We start from the raw sequence: 14,445 nt of genomic DNA, 5'->3' as shown, positions 1-14,445 counted from the left end.
TTCTTGTTGGACCGTCGCAGACAATAGCGTTCACCGCGACTCAATCGACCCCTGACTCGGCGGCGACGTCACGATACCCCACGCCAGCGGCAAATCGCCAATCTGCCCGACCGTCTGATAGGTCTTTGCATCGAGCACGAACACGGCATTCGAGCGCCCGCACGCCATCAGCAATTTCGACCCATCCGGCGTGAAGCTGAAATGCCAGCAGCGCTGCCCGACAGGCGCGTCGGCCACGTGCTCGTACGTCTTTGCATCGAACACCTGCAAGGTCTTGTCGCGCGCGGCGGCGATGAGCAGATGCTTGCCCTCGGGATCGAAGGCGACGCCGTACGGACCCGTCTTCGTATCGACCGTCTTCAGTGTCTTCAACGTCGCCGCGTCGAGCACGACGAACTTGTTGGTGTTCTCCAGCGTCACCACATACTGCTTGTGGTCCGGCGACGCCTTGATGCCGCGCGGCCGCGAGCCCTTGTCCATCTTCACCGTGCGCACGAGCTTGCCCGTGCCGGTGCGATACACCGACACCGTATCGTCGCCTTCGTTGGTGACGAGCAGCTCGCGCCCATCCGGCGAAAACTCGACGCCCTCTGTCTCGTGTCCGCTCTTTACCGAGCGCACCACCTTCATCGTCTTCAGATCGACGATCGCCACTTCGGCGGGCGGGCCGTTCGCGTCGTCATCGTCGTCGTGGCCGCCTCCCTTCCCCGGCGCGCCGCCCGCCTCCGTTTCGGGCTTGCCTTCCGGTTTGCCTGCGCCCTGAGCACCCTGAGCGCCCTGATTCGCCGCCAGCGCCTGCGGCGGCGGTCCGCTCTCGCCAGGCTCGTACGTCACATACGCAAACCCGCGATGCACGCGCACGAACTCCGGGTTCTTGCCGATCTTCACGCGCGTGATCACCTTGTCCGTCGACGTATCGATGACCGACAGGTCTCCCGTCTTGTTCGCCACCAGCAGCTTGCTGCCGTCCGCCGTCAGGCTCAGCCCGCGCGGGCCGTCCTTGCCGAGCGCGATGGTCTTCTTCAGCGTCATCTGGTCGAGGTCGATCACGCCGACGCCGTTCGTCTCGCTCGTCACGTACGCGACGGCCGCTGCCGATGCCTGGCCGATACCCGCGCCAAGCAGCACGGCGAGCGCAACGGATACCGCCATGCGTGTATGTCTGGTCGTGCACTGCATCGATGTCTCCTGCGGAGTGTTGTTCGACGGGCCCGCGTCGGATCGCGCGAGCCATATTCGTTGTGCCGCAAGGGCAGATTCACCCACGCTCAAGTTAGCGCATCGCGCGTCGGGATGACAGCATGGAAGGCCGGGAGTTTTTCCCGAAATCGATAGGAGCGCGCGGCTCAATGCGCGGCGTCCGGTTCCGACGCGAGCAGGCCGACGAGTGCGTCGACGCCGCGACGCCACGATTGGTCCGTATTGCCGCGGATATCGACGGAACGCTGGAACACGACCTGTCCGTTCGCCGTGTCTTCGATGCGCAGGTTGATGTTGAGGATCAGGTTGCTGATTTTCTGCACCCAGCACACGCCGACGCGTTGCACGCCGAGCTTTCGGCCGATTTCCAGCTCGCAGCCGTTGCAGGCGCTCAGGTCCTGGGTCTTCGTGAAGCCGTCGATCAGCGCCGCAGCGGGACGATTGTCCGCGACTTTGTACAGGCCGCGCTGGTCGATGCGCGCGCGCAACTCGGTGCTTGCCATCGCGGCGCGCGCCTGTTGCGACTGGGTGACGGAGGCATCGTTGTACGCCGCGTTGTCGTCGATCACGACGCAGTCAAGCAGCGCGATGGCGGCCGGCGCGGCGGCGACTGTCACCGAAACGGTACACAGTGCGGCGGCAGCGACGAGCACACGACACAGCGCGCGAGCGCGCCGCAGTCCACACATGTCAGCGTTGGAACGGCAGGCGGTCAACGCGATAAGCCCTCCACGATCGATAACCACACGGAGCGGGCACACCGACGCGCCCGCCCTCGTGGCGATCGTGAAGCAGATAACGCGCCTGAACGCTGCAGCGCGCTTGCGGCAGGTCAGGTCTCGGAAACCGAATCGGCAGTCTGCGCCGCCGCTTCCGCAGCCAGCGCCTTACCAACCTCATCCGCAAATCGCTGCAACGCTGAAAGTGGCCCGCAGACGCTGTGATACATCTGACTGCCGATCTGCGCGTCCGGCAACACCTGCATGCCGGACTTCTTAGCCATTTCGATCAGATCCACCTCGTTCTCCTTGCCGGATACGCTCTATAGCGACAACACCAGCGTACCCAGTCAATTTGACCGTCATTCCCCTGAACAGAGGCCATGAAGCGGATCAATTTACCTGTTTCGACGCCTAACCTTACCAACAGCCTCACGGCGATTTGAGCGGTGCCGACACCACAGGCCGTGACGCAAGCTGCTGCGCATCCTTCGCGGACGGCTCCGTTTTCGGCGAACGCGCCGTATCGGCGCTCATGATCGAGAACCCGAACGTGTTCACGCCGTCCTGGCTGCGCGCGAACACCACGCCGCCGTGCATGTCGGCGACCGCCTTGACGATCGCCAGCCCCAAGCCGTGATTCTCGCGGCTGTTCGTGCGCGACTGTTCCGCGCGATAGAAGCGGTCGAACGCGTGATCGAGCACGTCCCGCATGATCGGCTCGCCGGGATTCGCCACGGCGATCCACACGCGGCCCGCTTCGCGCGACACCGTCACCCGGATCATCGCGCCGGGCGTCGTATGGTGGATTGCGTTGATCAGCAGGTTCGCGAAAGCCCGGCCGAACAGCGAACGATTGACGCGCGCCACCGCATCGCCGTGCAATTTCGCCTGCACCTGCGCTTCTTCCATCGGCATTTCGAGGAACTCGATGGTGCGCGCAATTTCCGTTGCAAGCGACACTTCGACCAGTTCCGTCGCCCGCTCGCCCTGATCGGCGCGCGCCAGAAACAGCATGTCGTTGATGATGCCGCGCATCCGCTCGAACTCTTCGAGATTCGATTGCAGCGTACGGCGCAGGTCGTCGACCGAACGGTTGCGCGTCAACGCCACCTGCGTCTGCCCAATCAGGATCGTCACAGGCGTGCGCAACTCGTGCGCGACGTCGGCATTGAACGACTCGAGGCGCACGTACGCCTGATCGAGCCGCTCCAGCGCACCGTTGAACGAATGCGCGAGATCGTTCAGCTCGAATGGAAGCTCGGTGGTGCGCAGCCGCTGCGAGCGGTTATCGGCGCTCACTTCGGATGCGTCGACGGTCAATCTGCGCAAGGGCGCGAGGCCGATGCGCGTGACCCAGTAGCTCAGTAGCGACGCGCCAAGCGCGCCGAGCGCCGACAATGCCGCCAACGCAAGGCCGAACTCGCGCAATGCCTGCTCGGTCGGCGCGTAACTGGTCGCCACCTGCAACTGCACCTGAGGACGCTCGCCATTCGGCGGAATGGTCAGCGTGCGCGTCAGCAAGTCATGGTCGGTGCCGTTGTTCGTGACGCGCGCATAGTCGCCGCGCCATTGCTGCGCAATCGTGCCCGTCACAGCGTGGCCGTAATTGAACAGCGGATTCGTGCTCGAAATCGAATAGGCACTCGTGCCGTCGCGCGGCGTCATGTCCGCGAGCTTCTCTTGCGCGATGCGCCACTTGTCGCGGTTGATCGCGTGATGCACGATGATCCGCGCGACTTCCGTGCGGCTATCGAGCGAATCGCGCAGGCGCTGCTCCAGTTGCGAGCGCAGCACGAGAAACAGCCCCGTGTCCACCAGCGTAAAAACAGACAGCGCGACGAGCGCGAACAGCAGCGCGAGACGTCGTGCGATGGAACGGGTCGAGCGCGTCATGATGCCTCCGCTTCCTCGCGGACTTCGAGCACGTAGCCCATGCCGCGCATGGTGTGCAGCAGCTTGGTCTGGAACGGGCCGTCGAGCTTCGCGCGCAGCCGCTTGATCGCCGTCTCGACGACGTTCGTGTGGCTGTCGAAGTTCACGTCCCAGACGAGTTCCGTGATGATCGCCTTCGACAGGATATCCCCCTGCCGGCGCGCGAGCACACTGAGCAACTGGAACTCTTTCGCAGTCAGATCGAGCCGCACGCCGCTGCGTGTCGCGCGCCTGCCGATCAGATCGACATACAGGTCGCCGACGCAGATCAGCGTCGATTCCTGCACGCGCGTGCGCCGTGCGAGTGCGTGCAGCCGCTCGACCAGCTCGAGAAACGAAAAGGGCTTGGTCAGATAGTCGTCCGCGCCTTCGCGCAGGCCGCGTACGCGGTCGTTCACGTGATCGCGAGCGGTCAGCATGATGACGGGCGTGGACTTGCGCATGCGCAGCGCCTTGAGCACGCTGAGCCCGTCACGCTTGGGCAGCATCACGTCGAGCACGATGATGTCGTAGTCGAACTCGGACGCGAGATGCAGGCCCTCTTCGCCGTCCAGCGCGACGTCGACAACCCAGCCCTGCTCCGTCAGGCCACGGCGCAGATAATCGACGACCTTGAATTCATCCTCCACGATGAGCAGCTTCATGGGCGCTCCTTTTGTATTGTCCTCTTCATTATAAGTAGGCTTTTCAAAGTGTTCAGCCCGTCCTTTACAGTCTGTTTTCAGTTCGGCGCGTGCGGACTCGATGCACCTGCATCATTCGATGCATCTTTTGCCGCATCGCCCGGCATGCGCTGCGCATCCGTTTGTTGCACGTCCCAACCACCGCCGAGCGCCTTCACGAGCGCGACGGATGTCGTCATCTGCTGGCCGTGAATCTGCACGTCCGTACGCTGGCTCGTCAGCAATGATTGCTGCGCGGTGATCACATCCAGATAGGCGACGAGTCCGCCCGAATAGCGGTCGTTAGCGAGCGACAGCAGCCGCTGCGCATCGGCCACGGCATCGCGCGACTGGGACGCGGCGCTATCCAGAACGGAAAGCCCCGTGATGCCGTCCTGCACCTGCTGGAACGCCGTCAGCACAGTCTGGCGGTAATTGGCCTGCGCAGCCTTGTAGCCCTCGCTAGCGAAATCGACATTGGCCGCGCGCCGCCCACCGTCGAACACGACCTGGCTCACCGCTGTGCCTAGTGTCCACACCAGGCTCGGCGCGCTAAACAGGCTCGCGAGGTCCGTGCTTTGCCAGCCGATGCCCGGCGTCAGCGTCAGGCTCGGAAAGAATGCTGCCTTCGCGACGCCGATCTGCGCATTCGCCGCCGCCATCGCGCGTTCCGCCGATGCAATATCCGGGCGGCGCTGCAGTACATCGCTCGGCAGGCCAAGCGGGATCGCAGGCACGGAATACTCGACCACTTTCGGCTCGATCGAAAACTGCGGCGCGGGCACCGCGACGAGCGCGGCGATCGCATGCGCGAACGCCTCGCGCTGTGTGACGAGAAGCTGCGCCTGAACGCGCGTCTGATCGAGCAGCGACTTCTGCTGCAACACGTCGAGTCCGGAAACGGAGCCGAGATCGTGCTCGGTCGTCACGTAGTCGAGCGCTTTCTGTTGTAACTGCACCGAGCGGTTCAATACGTCGATTTCCGCATCGAGCTCGCGCAGTGAGAAATAGTCGGTGGCGAGATCGGTGGTGAGCACGAGCCGCGCATTCGCGAGGTCGTCGCGCGACTGTTCCGCCGACGCCCGCGCGCCCTCCACTTCACGGCGGATGCGGCCGAACAGATCGACGTCGTAGTTGATCGTCGGGCCGATCTGCAAGTCGTTTTGCACCATCGACTGGTTCGGCACCGTGAAGCTCGTGGCGGGCCGGTTCTTCGAAATGCGCTGGCGTGCCGCCGAGGCCGACAGATCAACTTCGGGAATCAGTTGCGCGCGCGTATTGGCGAGCGTGGCGCGCGCCTGCGCGTAATGCGCGCTGGCGGCGGCGAGCGTCTGGTTTTCCGCAAGCGCCTGCGTTTCGAGCGTATCGAGCGTCGCGTCGCCGAACGCCTTCCACCAATCCGGCGCGAGCGGCGCATGCGAGGGCTGCGCAAGACGCCAGTAGGAATCCGTACGCCACGTGGGCGGCGCGTCCGTCATCGGCGCCTTGTAGTCGGGGCCGACTGTACACGCGCACAGCGTGGCCGCAAGGGCCAGCGTACTCGTTCGCGCGGCAAGGATAAGGGTATTCACGACGCCGCCTTGTTCTTCGCCTGCGGCTGCGATTGCGGACGCGTCACTACGACATGATCGCCGTCCTCGATCGAATCGCTCGGGTTGATGATCACGCGGTCGCTCGGCTCGACGCCGCTTTCGATTTCGAGCGTCTGCCCGAGATCCTGCGCAATCGTTATCTTGTGCAGATGCACGACGCCATCGTTATCGACCACGGCAACGCGCGGCCCTTCCGCGCGGAACAGCAACGCGTTGCCCGGGATCGACAACTGCGCGCGTGTGCCCGAAGGCAGCGCGACCTGCACGTAGGCGCCCGGCCTCAGCTTGCCGTCGGGATTGCGCAGTGTCACTTCGACCTGCAATGAACGTGTGGGCACGTCGATCGCGCCGGAAATGTGCGTGATGCGTCCATGGAACTGCTGGCCCGGCAGCTCCGCCTGCGTGACGACAACATCCTCGCCAACCTTGATGTTCTGCGCGTAGGCCTGCGGCAATTGCACGAAGACGCGCAGCGGGTCCGACTGCGCGAGCGCGAAGAGCGCGCGGCTCGTGCCGCTGCCCGCGTCGATCAGATCGCCGACATCGACATTGCGTTGCGTGACCACGCCCGCGAACGGCGCCACGATGCGCTTGAAGCTTTCGAGCTGGCGCAGCCGCTTCACGTTGGCCTCGGCGGCGGCGAGATTGGCGACATCCTGCGAGTAGGTGCTTTGCCGCTCGTCGAGTTCCTGTTGCGAGACGGCGTCGCGCTGACGCAGTTGCTGCCAGCGCTCGTACGAGCTCTTTGCGAGGCCGAGGCTCGACTGGATCTGGTCGCGCTGCGCAACGGCTTGCGCGAGTTCCTGATCGATCTCAGGCGTATCGAGTTCGGCGAGCAACTGCCCTTCTTGCACGCGTGCGCCGATATCGGCATACCAGTGCAGCAGATAACCCGTTGCGCGCGCGAAGATAGGCGACTCGACGTAGCCGCGCAATGTTCCCGGCAGGACCGTGACGCCCGCGCTGCCATCCGTCTGCTTCGGCGTCACCACATCGACGTATTGCTTCGCGTTTTGCTGCGTGGTTTGCGCGACCGAGCGGCTTTGCATGATGTTCGCCACGACGGTGCGCAACGCGCCGATCGCCAGCAGAATCAGCACGATCACGACCGCGATCTTCGCGCGCCGCCATTCACGATGGCGCGGCGGCAGCGCGTGCCCGTCCTGGGTCTCCCGTGCGGGGATCGCTAGCGAAGAATGCGTTTTTTCAGTCATCTCAATCGTCCGTGTTCGGGCTGTTTCCGTGCTCGTCGTCTCGGCCATGTCGTCCATGAGCGTCACCGTGCTGTTGCTCGCCGTGCTCGCCCCGCTCGCGTATTGCCTTGCGATGCACGAGCCGGCTGTGAATGCCCGCGAACAGCAAGGGCACGAAGAAAAGCGTCGATACCGTCGCGAACAGCAGGCCGCCGATCACCGCACGCCCGAGCGGCGCATTCTGCTCGGCGCCTTCGCCGAGCCCGAGCGCCATCGGGATCATGCCGATGATCATCGCGAACGCAGTCATCAACACCGGCCTGATCCGGCTCGCGCCCGCTTCGAGCGCGGCCGTGAGCGGCGGCGCTCCCGCCGTCAGGCGTTGACGCGCGAACGAGACCATCAGAATACTGTTCGCGGTCGCGACGCCCATCGTCATGATTGCGCCCGTCAGCGCGGGTACGCTCAGATGCGTGCCCGTCAGGAACAGCATCCACACGATGCCCGCCAGCGCGGCCGGCAATGCGCTGACGATGATCAGCGGATCGATCCACGACTGGAAGTTCACGACGATCAGCAGATAGACGAGCACGATCGCCATCGCCACGCCGATGCCGAGGCCGAAGTACGACGTGCGCATGGTCTGGACCTGACCACGTATCGCGATCTGGCTGCCGCGAGGCAGCGTCGCGCGTGCCTGATCGACGATCTTTTCGACCTGCTTGTCGACGCTGCCGAGATCGCTCCCCTCGACGCTCACGAACACATCGATCACGGGGCGGATGTTGTAATGCGTGACCATCGCGAACTGGGTCTGCGGCGAGACCTGCACGAGATTACCGAGCAATTGCGTCGGCCCGGTCGACGATGCCGATACGGGCGTGCGCAACAGTTGATCCACCGACGAGATCTGATATTGCGGCGTCTGCACGGCGAGGTTGTATTCGACGCCGTTGCGCGGATTGAACCAGAATCCCGGCGACGTCTGCGTACTGCCCGACAGCGAGATCAACACGTTCTGCGCAACATTGTTCGCGTTGAGATTCAGTTGCTGCAAACGCGTGCGGTCCATCTGCAGATTGATGACCGGCTCGTCGAGCTTCTGCTGGATGTGCGCATCGACGGCGCCTGGAATCGTGCGGATCTGCTTGAGCAGTTTGCGCGCGATGTCCAGATTGCCTTCCTGATTCGCGCCGACGATCTGCACATCGACAGCGGCGGGCAAGCCGAAGTTGAGGATCTGCGTGACGATATCGGCTGGTTGAAAGAAAAACTCGGTGCCCGGAAAACGCTGCGGCAATATCGCGCGCAAACGGTCGACATAGCCGAGGCTCGGCTTGTGGTCTTCGTTGAGCGCAAGCAGGATGTCGCCGTCGAGCGTGCCGATCGTTCCGGCGTTGCTGTATGAGAGATTGATGCCGCTATAGGGCAAACCGAGGTTGTCGAGCACAGTCCCGAGTTCGTCGGGCGGAATCACCTCGCGCACCACCTTCTCGACCTGATCGGCGAGCCGGGCCGTTTCTTCGATCCGCGTGCCTGTCGGCGCGCGCATATGCAGGCGTATCTCGCCGGCGTCGACGCGTGGGAAAAAGTCTTCGCCCAACACGAATGTGAGGCCCAAGGACACCACACAGAAGCCAAGAAACAACGTGCCGAACATCCGACGCCGCACCAGCAGGCTGCTGAGCACCACAATGTACGCGGCCCGCATCGTCTCGAAGCCGCGGTCGAAACGGTGATACATACGCATGAACAGATCGGGCCGTGCATTCGCGTCGCGCTTGTGCGCGTGACCCATCAGCAGCATCGCGAGCGTCGGCACCAGGGTTCGCGACAGCACGTACGACGCGAGCATCGCGAACACCACGGCTTCCGCGAGCGGCACGAACAGATAGCGCGCGACACCCGTCAGAAAGAACATCGGCACGAACACGATACAGATGCACAGCGTCGACACGAGCGCGGGAATGGCAATCTCGCCCGCGCCGTCGAGAATCGCGTCGTGCAGATTCGTGCCCATGTGCAAATGCCGCTCGATGTTCTCGATGGTGACGGTTGCATCGTCGACCAGGATCCCCACCGCGAGCGCGAGGCCGCCTAGCGTCATGATGTTGATAGTCTGGCCGAGCGCATGCAGCGCGATCAGCGACGTCAGAATGGACAGCGGAATCGAAATGGCGATGATGCAGGTGCTGCGCCAGTTGCCGAGAAACAGCAGGATCATCGCGGCCGTCAGCGCGGCGGCGATCAAGGCTTCGCGAACCACGCCTTGAATGGCGGCTTTCACGAACACCGATTGATCGAATAGCGGCGTGACCTTGAGATCGGGCGGCAGCGCGGCCTCTGCGCTCGGCAAGAGCCCGCGCAGCGTGTTGACGATCGAGAGCGTCGACGCGCTGCCCGTCTTCAGAATCGAAATCAGCACGCCGCGCCGGCCGTTTTCGCGCACGATGTTCGTCTGCGGAGAAAAGCCGTCGCGCACATGCGCCACTTCGCGCAGATAGGTCGTCGCGCCGTTGACCGTGCGCACGGGAATGTCGTTCAGACCCGCGATGGTGGTCGGCGAGCCGTTCATGTTGACCGTGTATTCCTTCGGTCCAATTTTCGCGGTGCCTGTCGGCAGAATCAGGTTTTGCGCGTTGACGGCGTTGACGACGTCGAGCGGCGTCAGTCCCTTGGCAAGCAGCGCGCGCGTGTCGAGATCGACGGAAATCAGACGGCTCTTGCCGCCATACGGATACGGCACGGCTGCGCCCGGAATCGTCACCAGTTGCGGACGCAGGAAGTTGAGCGCCGTGTCGTTCAGATCCTGCTCGGACAGACGCGGGCTCGACAGGCCCAGCTGAATCACGGGAATGCTCGACGCCGAATAGCTGATGACGAGCGGCGGCGTCGCGCCGGGCGGCATCTGTTTCAGTTGCGCCTGCTCGACGGCGACGGTTTGCGCGATGGCTGTCTGGATGTTCGCGTTCGGTTGCAGAAACAGCTTGATGATCGCGATGCCTGCGAGCGATTGCGATTCGATGTGCTCGATGTCGTTGACGGTCGTCGTCAGGCTGCGTTCATTGACGGACGTGATGCGGTTCGCCACATCCTGGGCGGACAGGCCCGTGTAGTTCCAGATGATGCTGACGACGGGAATGTTGATTTCCGGCAGCACATCGACGGGCGTCGTGAACAGCACGAATGGCGTCGCCAGCACGATCAATATGGCCATCACGATGAACGTGTACGGCCGCTTCAATGCGAGATTGACGATCCACATACAGGTGTTGGTATCCGAAAGAAGCGCGCAAGTGTGACGTGAGGCAGCGGCGTCAGTGTCTTGCTGCGCGTCCGCGGCAACCAGGTGTAAATGCTAGTGCGCGAGGCCCAACGAACTGATGACGCCAAAATGGCAGTTTTGCCATTTTCGGCTTTGAATGCTATTTGTCGTGCATGCACGTATTACCGTCTGTTTCGGCGTGGGCGTTTTTGCGGCACGTGTCTTGCAGGCATCGCATGTAATCGGGACCGCTATACTCGTTCCACTGCCCGACCAAAAGGCCAATATGAAGCGTTTTTCGATGATTCGCGAGTTTCATCTCGCCGACTGGTTTACGCTCGGCAATGCCGTGTGCGGCACGGGTGCACTGTTTTCGATGATGAGTTATATCGGCAGCGCGAACGTCATGCACGTTTACTTCGCCTGTGCACTTGTATTTGCGGCGCTCGTATTCGACGTGCTGGATGGACGCATCGCGCGCTGGCGGCAGAAGGCTTCGCTGCTCGGGAAGGAACTGGATTCGCTAGCCGACGTGATCTCGTTCGGCGTGGCGCCCGCCATCATCGGCTATGGATGTGGCATGCGCGGCCTGTATGACCGCGTTCTGCTTGCGTATTTTGTGGCGTGCGGCGTGTCACGACTCGCGCGCTACAACGTGACGGCAGAGACGATGTCGGGCGGGACGGGGAAAGTGACGCACTTCGAAGGCACGCCTATTCCGACATCGTTCGCAATCGTGCTGCTGCTCGCCATCGCCGCGTGGCAGGGGGCTCTCGGTCCGCAATTATGGTTCGGCGAATGGCGGATTGCAGGTCATGTGCTGCATCCGTTGACGCTGGTCTATGGCATTTCCGGATCGCTGATGATCAGCCGCATCCGTATTCCAAAGCCCTGATTGTCAGGCATGCAGTGCGCCGATCAATTGCCTTTGTAAACGGTTTGATCGAGCGTTTGCAGTTGTCCATCACGCTCGGACTGTATCAATTGCTGGCGTACGTCCTGGCGCGTCTCCGCGACGTTGCGGCCGCCTTGCGCCGCGCTGCCCCAATTGACGCCGCCCTGACCCGTGTCCGCTGGCGCGGCCGATTGCGCCTGGGTCTGGTCCATCGGTTGATCGGTCGGCATTTGCTGCGCGTATGCGCTCGACATGGCTGCTACGCCCGCCGTTACCACGAGACTGAGAAGAAGTTGCTTCATTTCAAGGCTCCTTGATCGCGAGAGACTTTGCAGCGAATACAGTCGTCGCAGACGGCTCTCGGTGTCTGCAACGGCTGTATTAACTCTACGCTTCAAGAGTGGCGCAATGCTGGCATAAGTATGACGAAGCTGCCAGATTCGCGGCGGTTTATGCCCGGCCTTCGAAACCTAACAGTACATTGACGGCATTGATGCCGATCTCGTCGACCATGTACCCCCCTTCCATCACGAAGAGCGTCGGCAAACCAAAGCCCGCGAGCATTGCGCCGACGCGCAGATAGTCCGGCGTGCGCAAACGGAAATGGCTGATGGGATCGCCCTCGAATGTATCGACACCGAGCGAAACTACGAGCGCGTCGGGCGCATGATTCGCGATCGCCGAACCCGCGTGCTGTAACGCAGGCTCGTACTGTTCCATTGCCGTTCCCTTCGGCAGAGGCAGATTCAGGTTGAAGCCCTCGCCTTCGCCAATGCCGCGCTCGTCGGCAAAGCCCGAGAAATAGGGAAACGATACGGCCGGATCGCCGTGTATCGATACGAACAGCACGTCATTGCGGTCGTAGAAGATATCTTGTGTGCCGTTTCCGTGATGGAAATCGATATCGAGCACCGCAACGCGCTTCGCGCCTTGCGCGATGCAACGTTGCGCGGCGATTGCGGCATTGTTCAGATAGCAATAGCCGCCCATGTACTCACTGCCTGCGTGATGGCCCGGCGGACGGCACAACGCAAAGACCGCCTTGTCGCCGCGTGCGAGCGCATCGATTCCTGTCAGCGCCGAGTTCGCGCTCGACGAGACCGCGCTCCACGTCCCTGCGTTGACGGGCGAACCGGCATCCATCGAAAAGAAGCCGAGCTTGCCGTCGATGAATTGCGGCATCGCCGTGGAGGGCAAGCCACGTACCGGCCAAACGAGTGGCAACGCCTGGCATGTGCGGCCCGTTGCGGCCCAGTCGTCCCATGCCGATGCGAGAAACTCAACGTAGCGCTCGCTATGCGCGCCGACATAGCACGCCCGCTCATAGACGTTCGGCGCCAGAACATCGCCCAAACCCGCAGCTTTGACCTGCTTCAGCACGGTCTCTGCGCGGATGGGCTTTTCGAAGGAATCGGAGACGGCGCCGTCCTTGAGTTCGACGCCTTGATGCAAGCGGTGATCGCTACTGTAGATAGTTTGCATGGTTCTGTACGCCGCAGAAAGGAACGCACAGTCTACCGTTGCGACACCGCGTTGCGAACGACGTCAGAAAAGATACAGTCCCGCGACGAAAATCACGCCCGAGAACAGCAGCGCCGTCACGCAATAGCCCATGATGTCGCGCACGCCGAGCCCGGCAATCGCCAAGGCAGGCAGCGCCCAGAACGGTTGCGCCATGTTGGTCCACGCTTCGCCGTAGGCTATCGCCATGGCCGACTTGCCGAGGTCCGCGCCGATCGCTTTCGCAGCGGGCATCACGAACGGGCCCTGTACGACCCAGTGGCCGCCGCCGCTCGGCACCGCGAAGTTGATCACGGCCGAACTCAGGAACGTCAGCAGCGGGAACGTGTGGACGTTCGCAATTTCGATGAACCAGTTCGTGATCACGCCCGCCAGACCCGAGTGGTCCACGTGGCCTGAATGCCCGCATAGAACGGAAACTGGATCATGATCCCCGCTGTGCCGCGCGCCGCATTGCCGATTGCGCGTGCATACGCCATCGGCGTCTTGTGCAGCAGAATGCCCGCTGCAAGGAAAACGATATTGACTGTATCGATGTCGAGGCTGAAGCCTTTCTTCGTGAAGCGGATCACCAGATACGCGGCGATCAGCAGCGCGACCAGAATAGACAGAATGCGGCTCTCTTCGATACGTTCCGCCGGCGTGGATTGCGCCGTGATCTTGCGTTCCATCACGGGCTCGTCGACGAGCAGCGCAGGATCGACGGAGACGACATCTTCGGCTCGCGGCATCATCGCGCGCACCAGCAGCGGCAACGCGACGATCAGCGCGGCAGTGATGAAGAGGTTGTATCCCGTGAAGAGCGTCTGCGACACGGGAATCAGGCCAATCACCTTTTCCATCGGATTGCCCTTGGTTGCCGCGACCAGCGGCACCGAACCGGACAAGCCGCCATGCCAGGTGAGGAAGCCCATGTACGCGGCCGCAACCAGCAGCCGGTAATCGACGCCGCGCACACGCCTCGCCACTTCTCGCGCGAACATGGCGCCGAGCACGAGACCGAAGCCCCAGTTGATCGCGCATGCCACGCCGCTCACGAACGCGACCAGCATCGTGCCTTGCGCCGGCGTCTTCGCCAGGCCGCCGAGAGCCGACAGCACCCGCTTGACGGGACCCGACGTCGCCAATGCATGCCCTGTTACGAGGATCATCGCCATCTGCATCGTGAATGCGAGCAGATTCCAGAAACCGCTGCCCCACATGAAGACGAGATCGCCGGGTGACTGTGGCGTGAGGCCCAATGCCAAGGCAAAGGTAATCGCTGTCAGAAGCAGCGCGAAAATAAGAGGATCAGGCAGAAAGCGATGAACCACCTGCGTAAAGAAGCGGGCAATACCTTGAATCACGACGTCTCCGGCACTTGTTCAATTGTTCGTTGGATGCGCGCGAGATTCTGCCACAGCTATGCGTAACGAGTCGGCGAACTGCACAAGCAGCCGCCGAACGTTCGAATGGAGAGGAAT

At 62.6% G+C, this 14,445-nt stretch carries 11 protein-coding genes and 1 pseudogene; 1 reads left to right on the top strand and 11 read right to left on the bottom strand.

What is annotated here, in order from left to right:
- Positions 1-30 precede the first annotated feature (30 nt).
- The 8 genes from SB822_RS12760 to SB822_RS12725 all read right to left on the bottom strand — a co-directional run bounded on the left by SB822_RS12760 (position 31) and on the right by SB822_RS12725 (position 10,566).
- The gene (locus SB822_RS12760) at positions 31-1,179 is read right to left on the bottom strand and encodes a cytochrome D1 domain-containing protein (protein WP_410854834.1); all 1,149 of its coding nucleotides are present in this window, start codon (positions 1,177-1,179) and stop codon (positions 31-33) included.
- A 167-nt stretch (positions 1,180-1,346) separates the two neighbouring features.
- Entirely contained in the window at positions 1,347-1,853 is a 507-nt protein-coding gene (locus tag SB822_RS12755) for a DUF3280 domain-containing protein (RefSeq protein ID WP_410854833.1), read from the bottom strand.
- Between the two features lie 179 nt (positions 1,854-2,032).
- The gene (locus tag SB822_RS12750; protein ID WP_410854832.1) at positions 2,033-2,218 is read right to left on the bottom strand and encodes a hypothetical protein; all 186 of its coding nucleotides are present in this window, start codon (positions 2,216-2,218) and stop codon (positions 2,033-2,035) included.
- A gap of 133 nt (positions 2,219-2,351) precedes the next feature.
- On the bottom strand, positions 2,352-3,815 hold the full coding sequence (locus tag SB822_RS12745; protein WP_410854831.1) for a heavy metal sensor histidine kinase: 1,464 nt from the start codon (positions 3,813-3,815) through the stop codon (positions 2,352-2,354).
- Positions 3,812-4,498, bottom strand: coding sequence for a heavy metal response regulator transcription factor (locus SB822_RS12740; RefSeq protein ID WP_007576885.1), 687 nt, complete (start codon positions 4,496-4,498; stop codon positions 3,812-3,814). Before SB822_RS12740 ends, SB822_RS12745 begins: the two co-directional genes overlap by 4 nt.
- Positions 4,499-4,575: 77 nt before the next feature.
- Entirely contained in the window at positions 4,576-6,087 is a 1,512-nt protein-coding gene (locus SB822_RS12735) for an efflux transporter outer membrane subunit (RefSeq protein ID WP_410854830.1), read from the bottom strand.
- Entirely contained in the window at positions 6,084-7,322 is a 1,239-nt protein-coding gene (locus tag SB822_RS12730; protein WP_079492789.1) for an efflux RND transporter periplasmic adaptor subunit, read from the bottom strand. The genes SB822_RS12735 and SB822_RS12730 overlap by 4 nt, the downstream gene beginning before the upstream one ends.
- Position 7,323: 1 nt before the next feature.
- On the bottom strand, positions 7,324-10,566 hold the full coding sequence (locus tag SB822_RS12725) for an efflux RND transporter permease subunit (RefSeq protein ID WP_410854829.1): 3,243 nt from the start codon (positions 10,564-10,566) through the stop codon (positions 7,324-7,326).
- 286 nt (positions 10,567-10,852) lie between these two features.
- Here SB822_RS12725 and SB822_RS12720 point away from each other — a divergent pair, with 286 nt between their 5' ends.
- The gene (locus SB822_RS12720; RefSeq protein ID WP_007576876.1) at positions 10,853-11,461 is read left to right on the top strand and encodes a CDP-alcohol phosphatidyltransferase family protein; all 609 of its coding nucleotides are present in this window, start codon (positions 10,853-10,855) and stop codon (positions 11,459-11,461) included.
- 23 nt (positions 11,462-11,484) lie between these two features.
- Here the strand turns inward: SB822_RS12720 and SB822_RS12715 are convergent, their stop codons facing one another.
- The 3 genes and pseudogenes from SB822_RS12715 to SB822_RS12705 form a co-directional block, all read right to left on the bottom strand.
- Positions 11,485-11,763, bottom strand: a complete 279-nt coding sequence (locus SB822_RS12715) for a hypothetical protein (RefSeq protein WP_007576874.1) — start codon at positions 11,761-11,763, stop codon at positions 11,485-11,487.
- Positions 11,764-11,911: 148 nt separating this feature from the next.
- Positions 11,912-12,943, bottom strand: a complete 1,032-nt coding sequence (locus tag SB822_RS12710) for a histone deacetylase family protein (RefSeq protein ID WP_410854828.1) — start codon at positions 12,941-12,943, stop codon at positions 11,912-11,914.
- 63 nt (positions 12,944-13,006) lie between these two features.
- A pseudogene (locus SB822_RS12705) lies at positions 13,007-14,328 on the bottom strand (TIGR00366 family protein).
- Between the last annotated feature and the right edge of the window lie 117 nt (positions 14,329-14,445).

Origin of the sequence: Paraburkholderia sp. SIMBA_054 (assembly GCF_046534875.1) — a bacterium.
In the GTDB taxonomy this organism is placed as follows: Bacteria; Pseudomonadota; Gammaproteobacteria; order Burkholderiales; family Burkholderiaceae; genus Paraburkholderia; species Paraburkholderia hospita.
Note: the sequence above shows the minus strand (reverse complement) of the source record. Positions and strands in the feature narration are given on the sequence as shown.

Bases quoted from the DNA above. Each gene is read 5' to 3' on its own strand.
- SB822_RS12745 (WP_410854831.1), bottom strand. From the start codon at position 3,815: ATGACGCGCTCGACCCGTTCCATCGCACGACGTCTCGCGCTGCTGTTC.
- SB822_RS12760 (WP_410854834.1), bottom strand. From the start codon at position 1,179: ATGCAGTGCACGACCAGACATACACGCATGGCGGTATCCGTTGCGCTC.
- SB822_RS12730 (WP_079492789.1), bottom strand. From the start codon at position 7,322: ATGACTGAAAAAACGCATTCTTCGCTAGCGATCCCCGCACGGGAGACC.
- SB822_RS12710 (WP_410854828.1), bottom strand. From the start codon at position 12,943: ATGCAAACTATCTACAGTAGCGATCACCGCTTGCATCAAGGCGTCGAA.
- SB822_RS12725 (WP_410854829.1), bottom strand. From the start codon at position 10,566: ATGTGGATCGTCAATCTCGCATTGAAGCGGCCGTACACGTTCATCGTG.
- SB822_RS12740 (WP_007576885.1), bottom strand. From the start codon at position 4,498: ATGAAGCTGCTCATCGTGGAGGATGAATTCAAGGTCGTCGATTATCTG.
- SB822_RS12715 (WP_007576874.1), bottom strand. From the start codon at position 11,763: ATGAAGCAACTTCTTCTCAGTCTCGTGGTAACGGCGGGCGTAGCAGCC.
- SB822_RS12720 (WP_007576876.1), top strand. From the start codon at position 10,853: ATGAAGCGTTTTTCGATGATTCGCGAGTTTCATCTCGCCGACTGGTTT.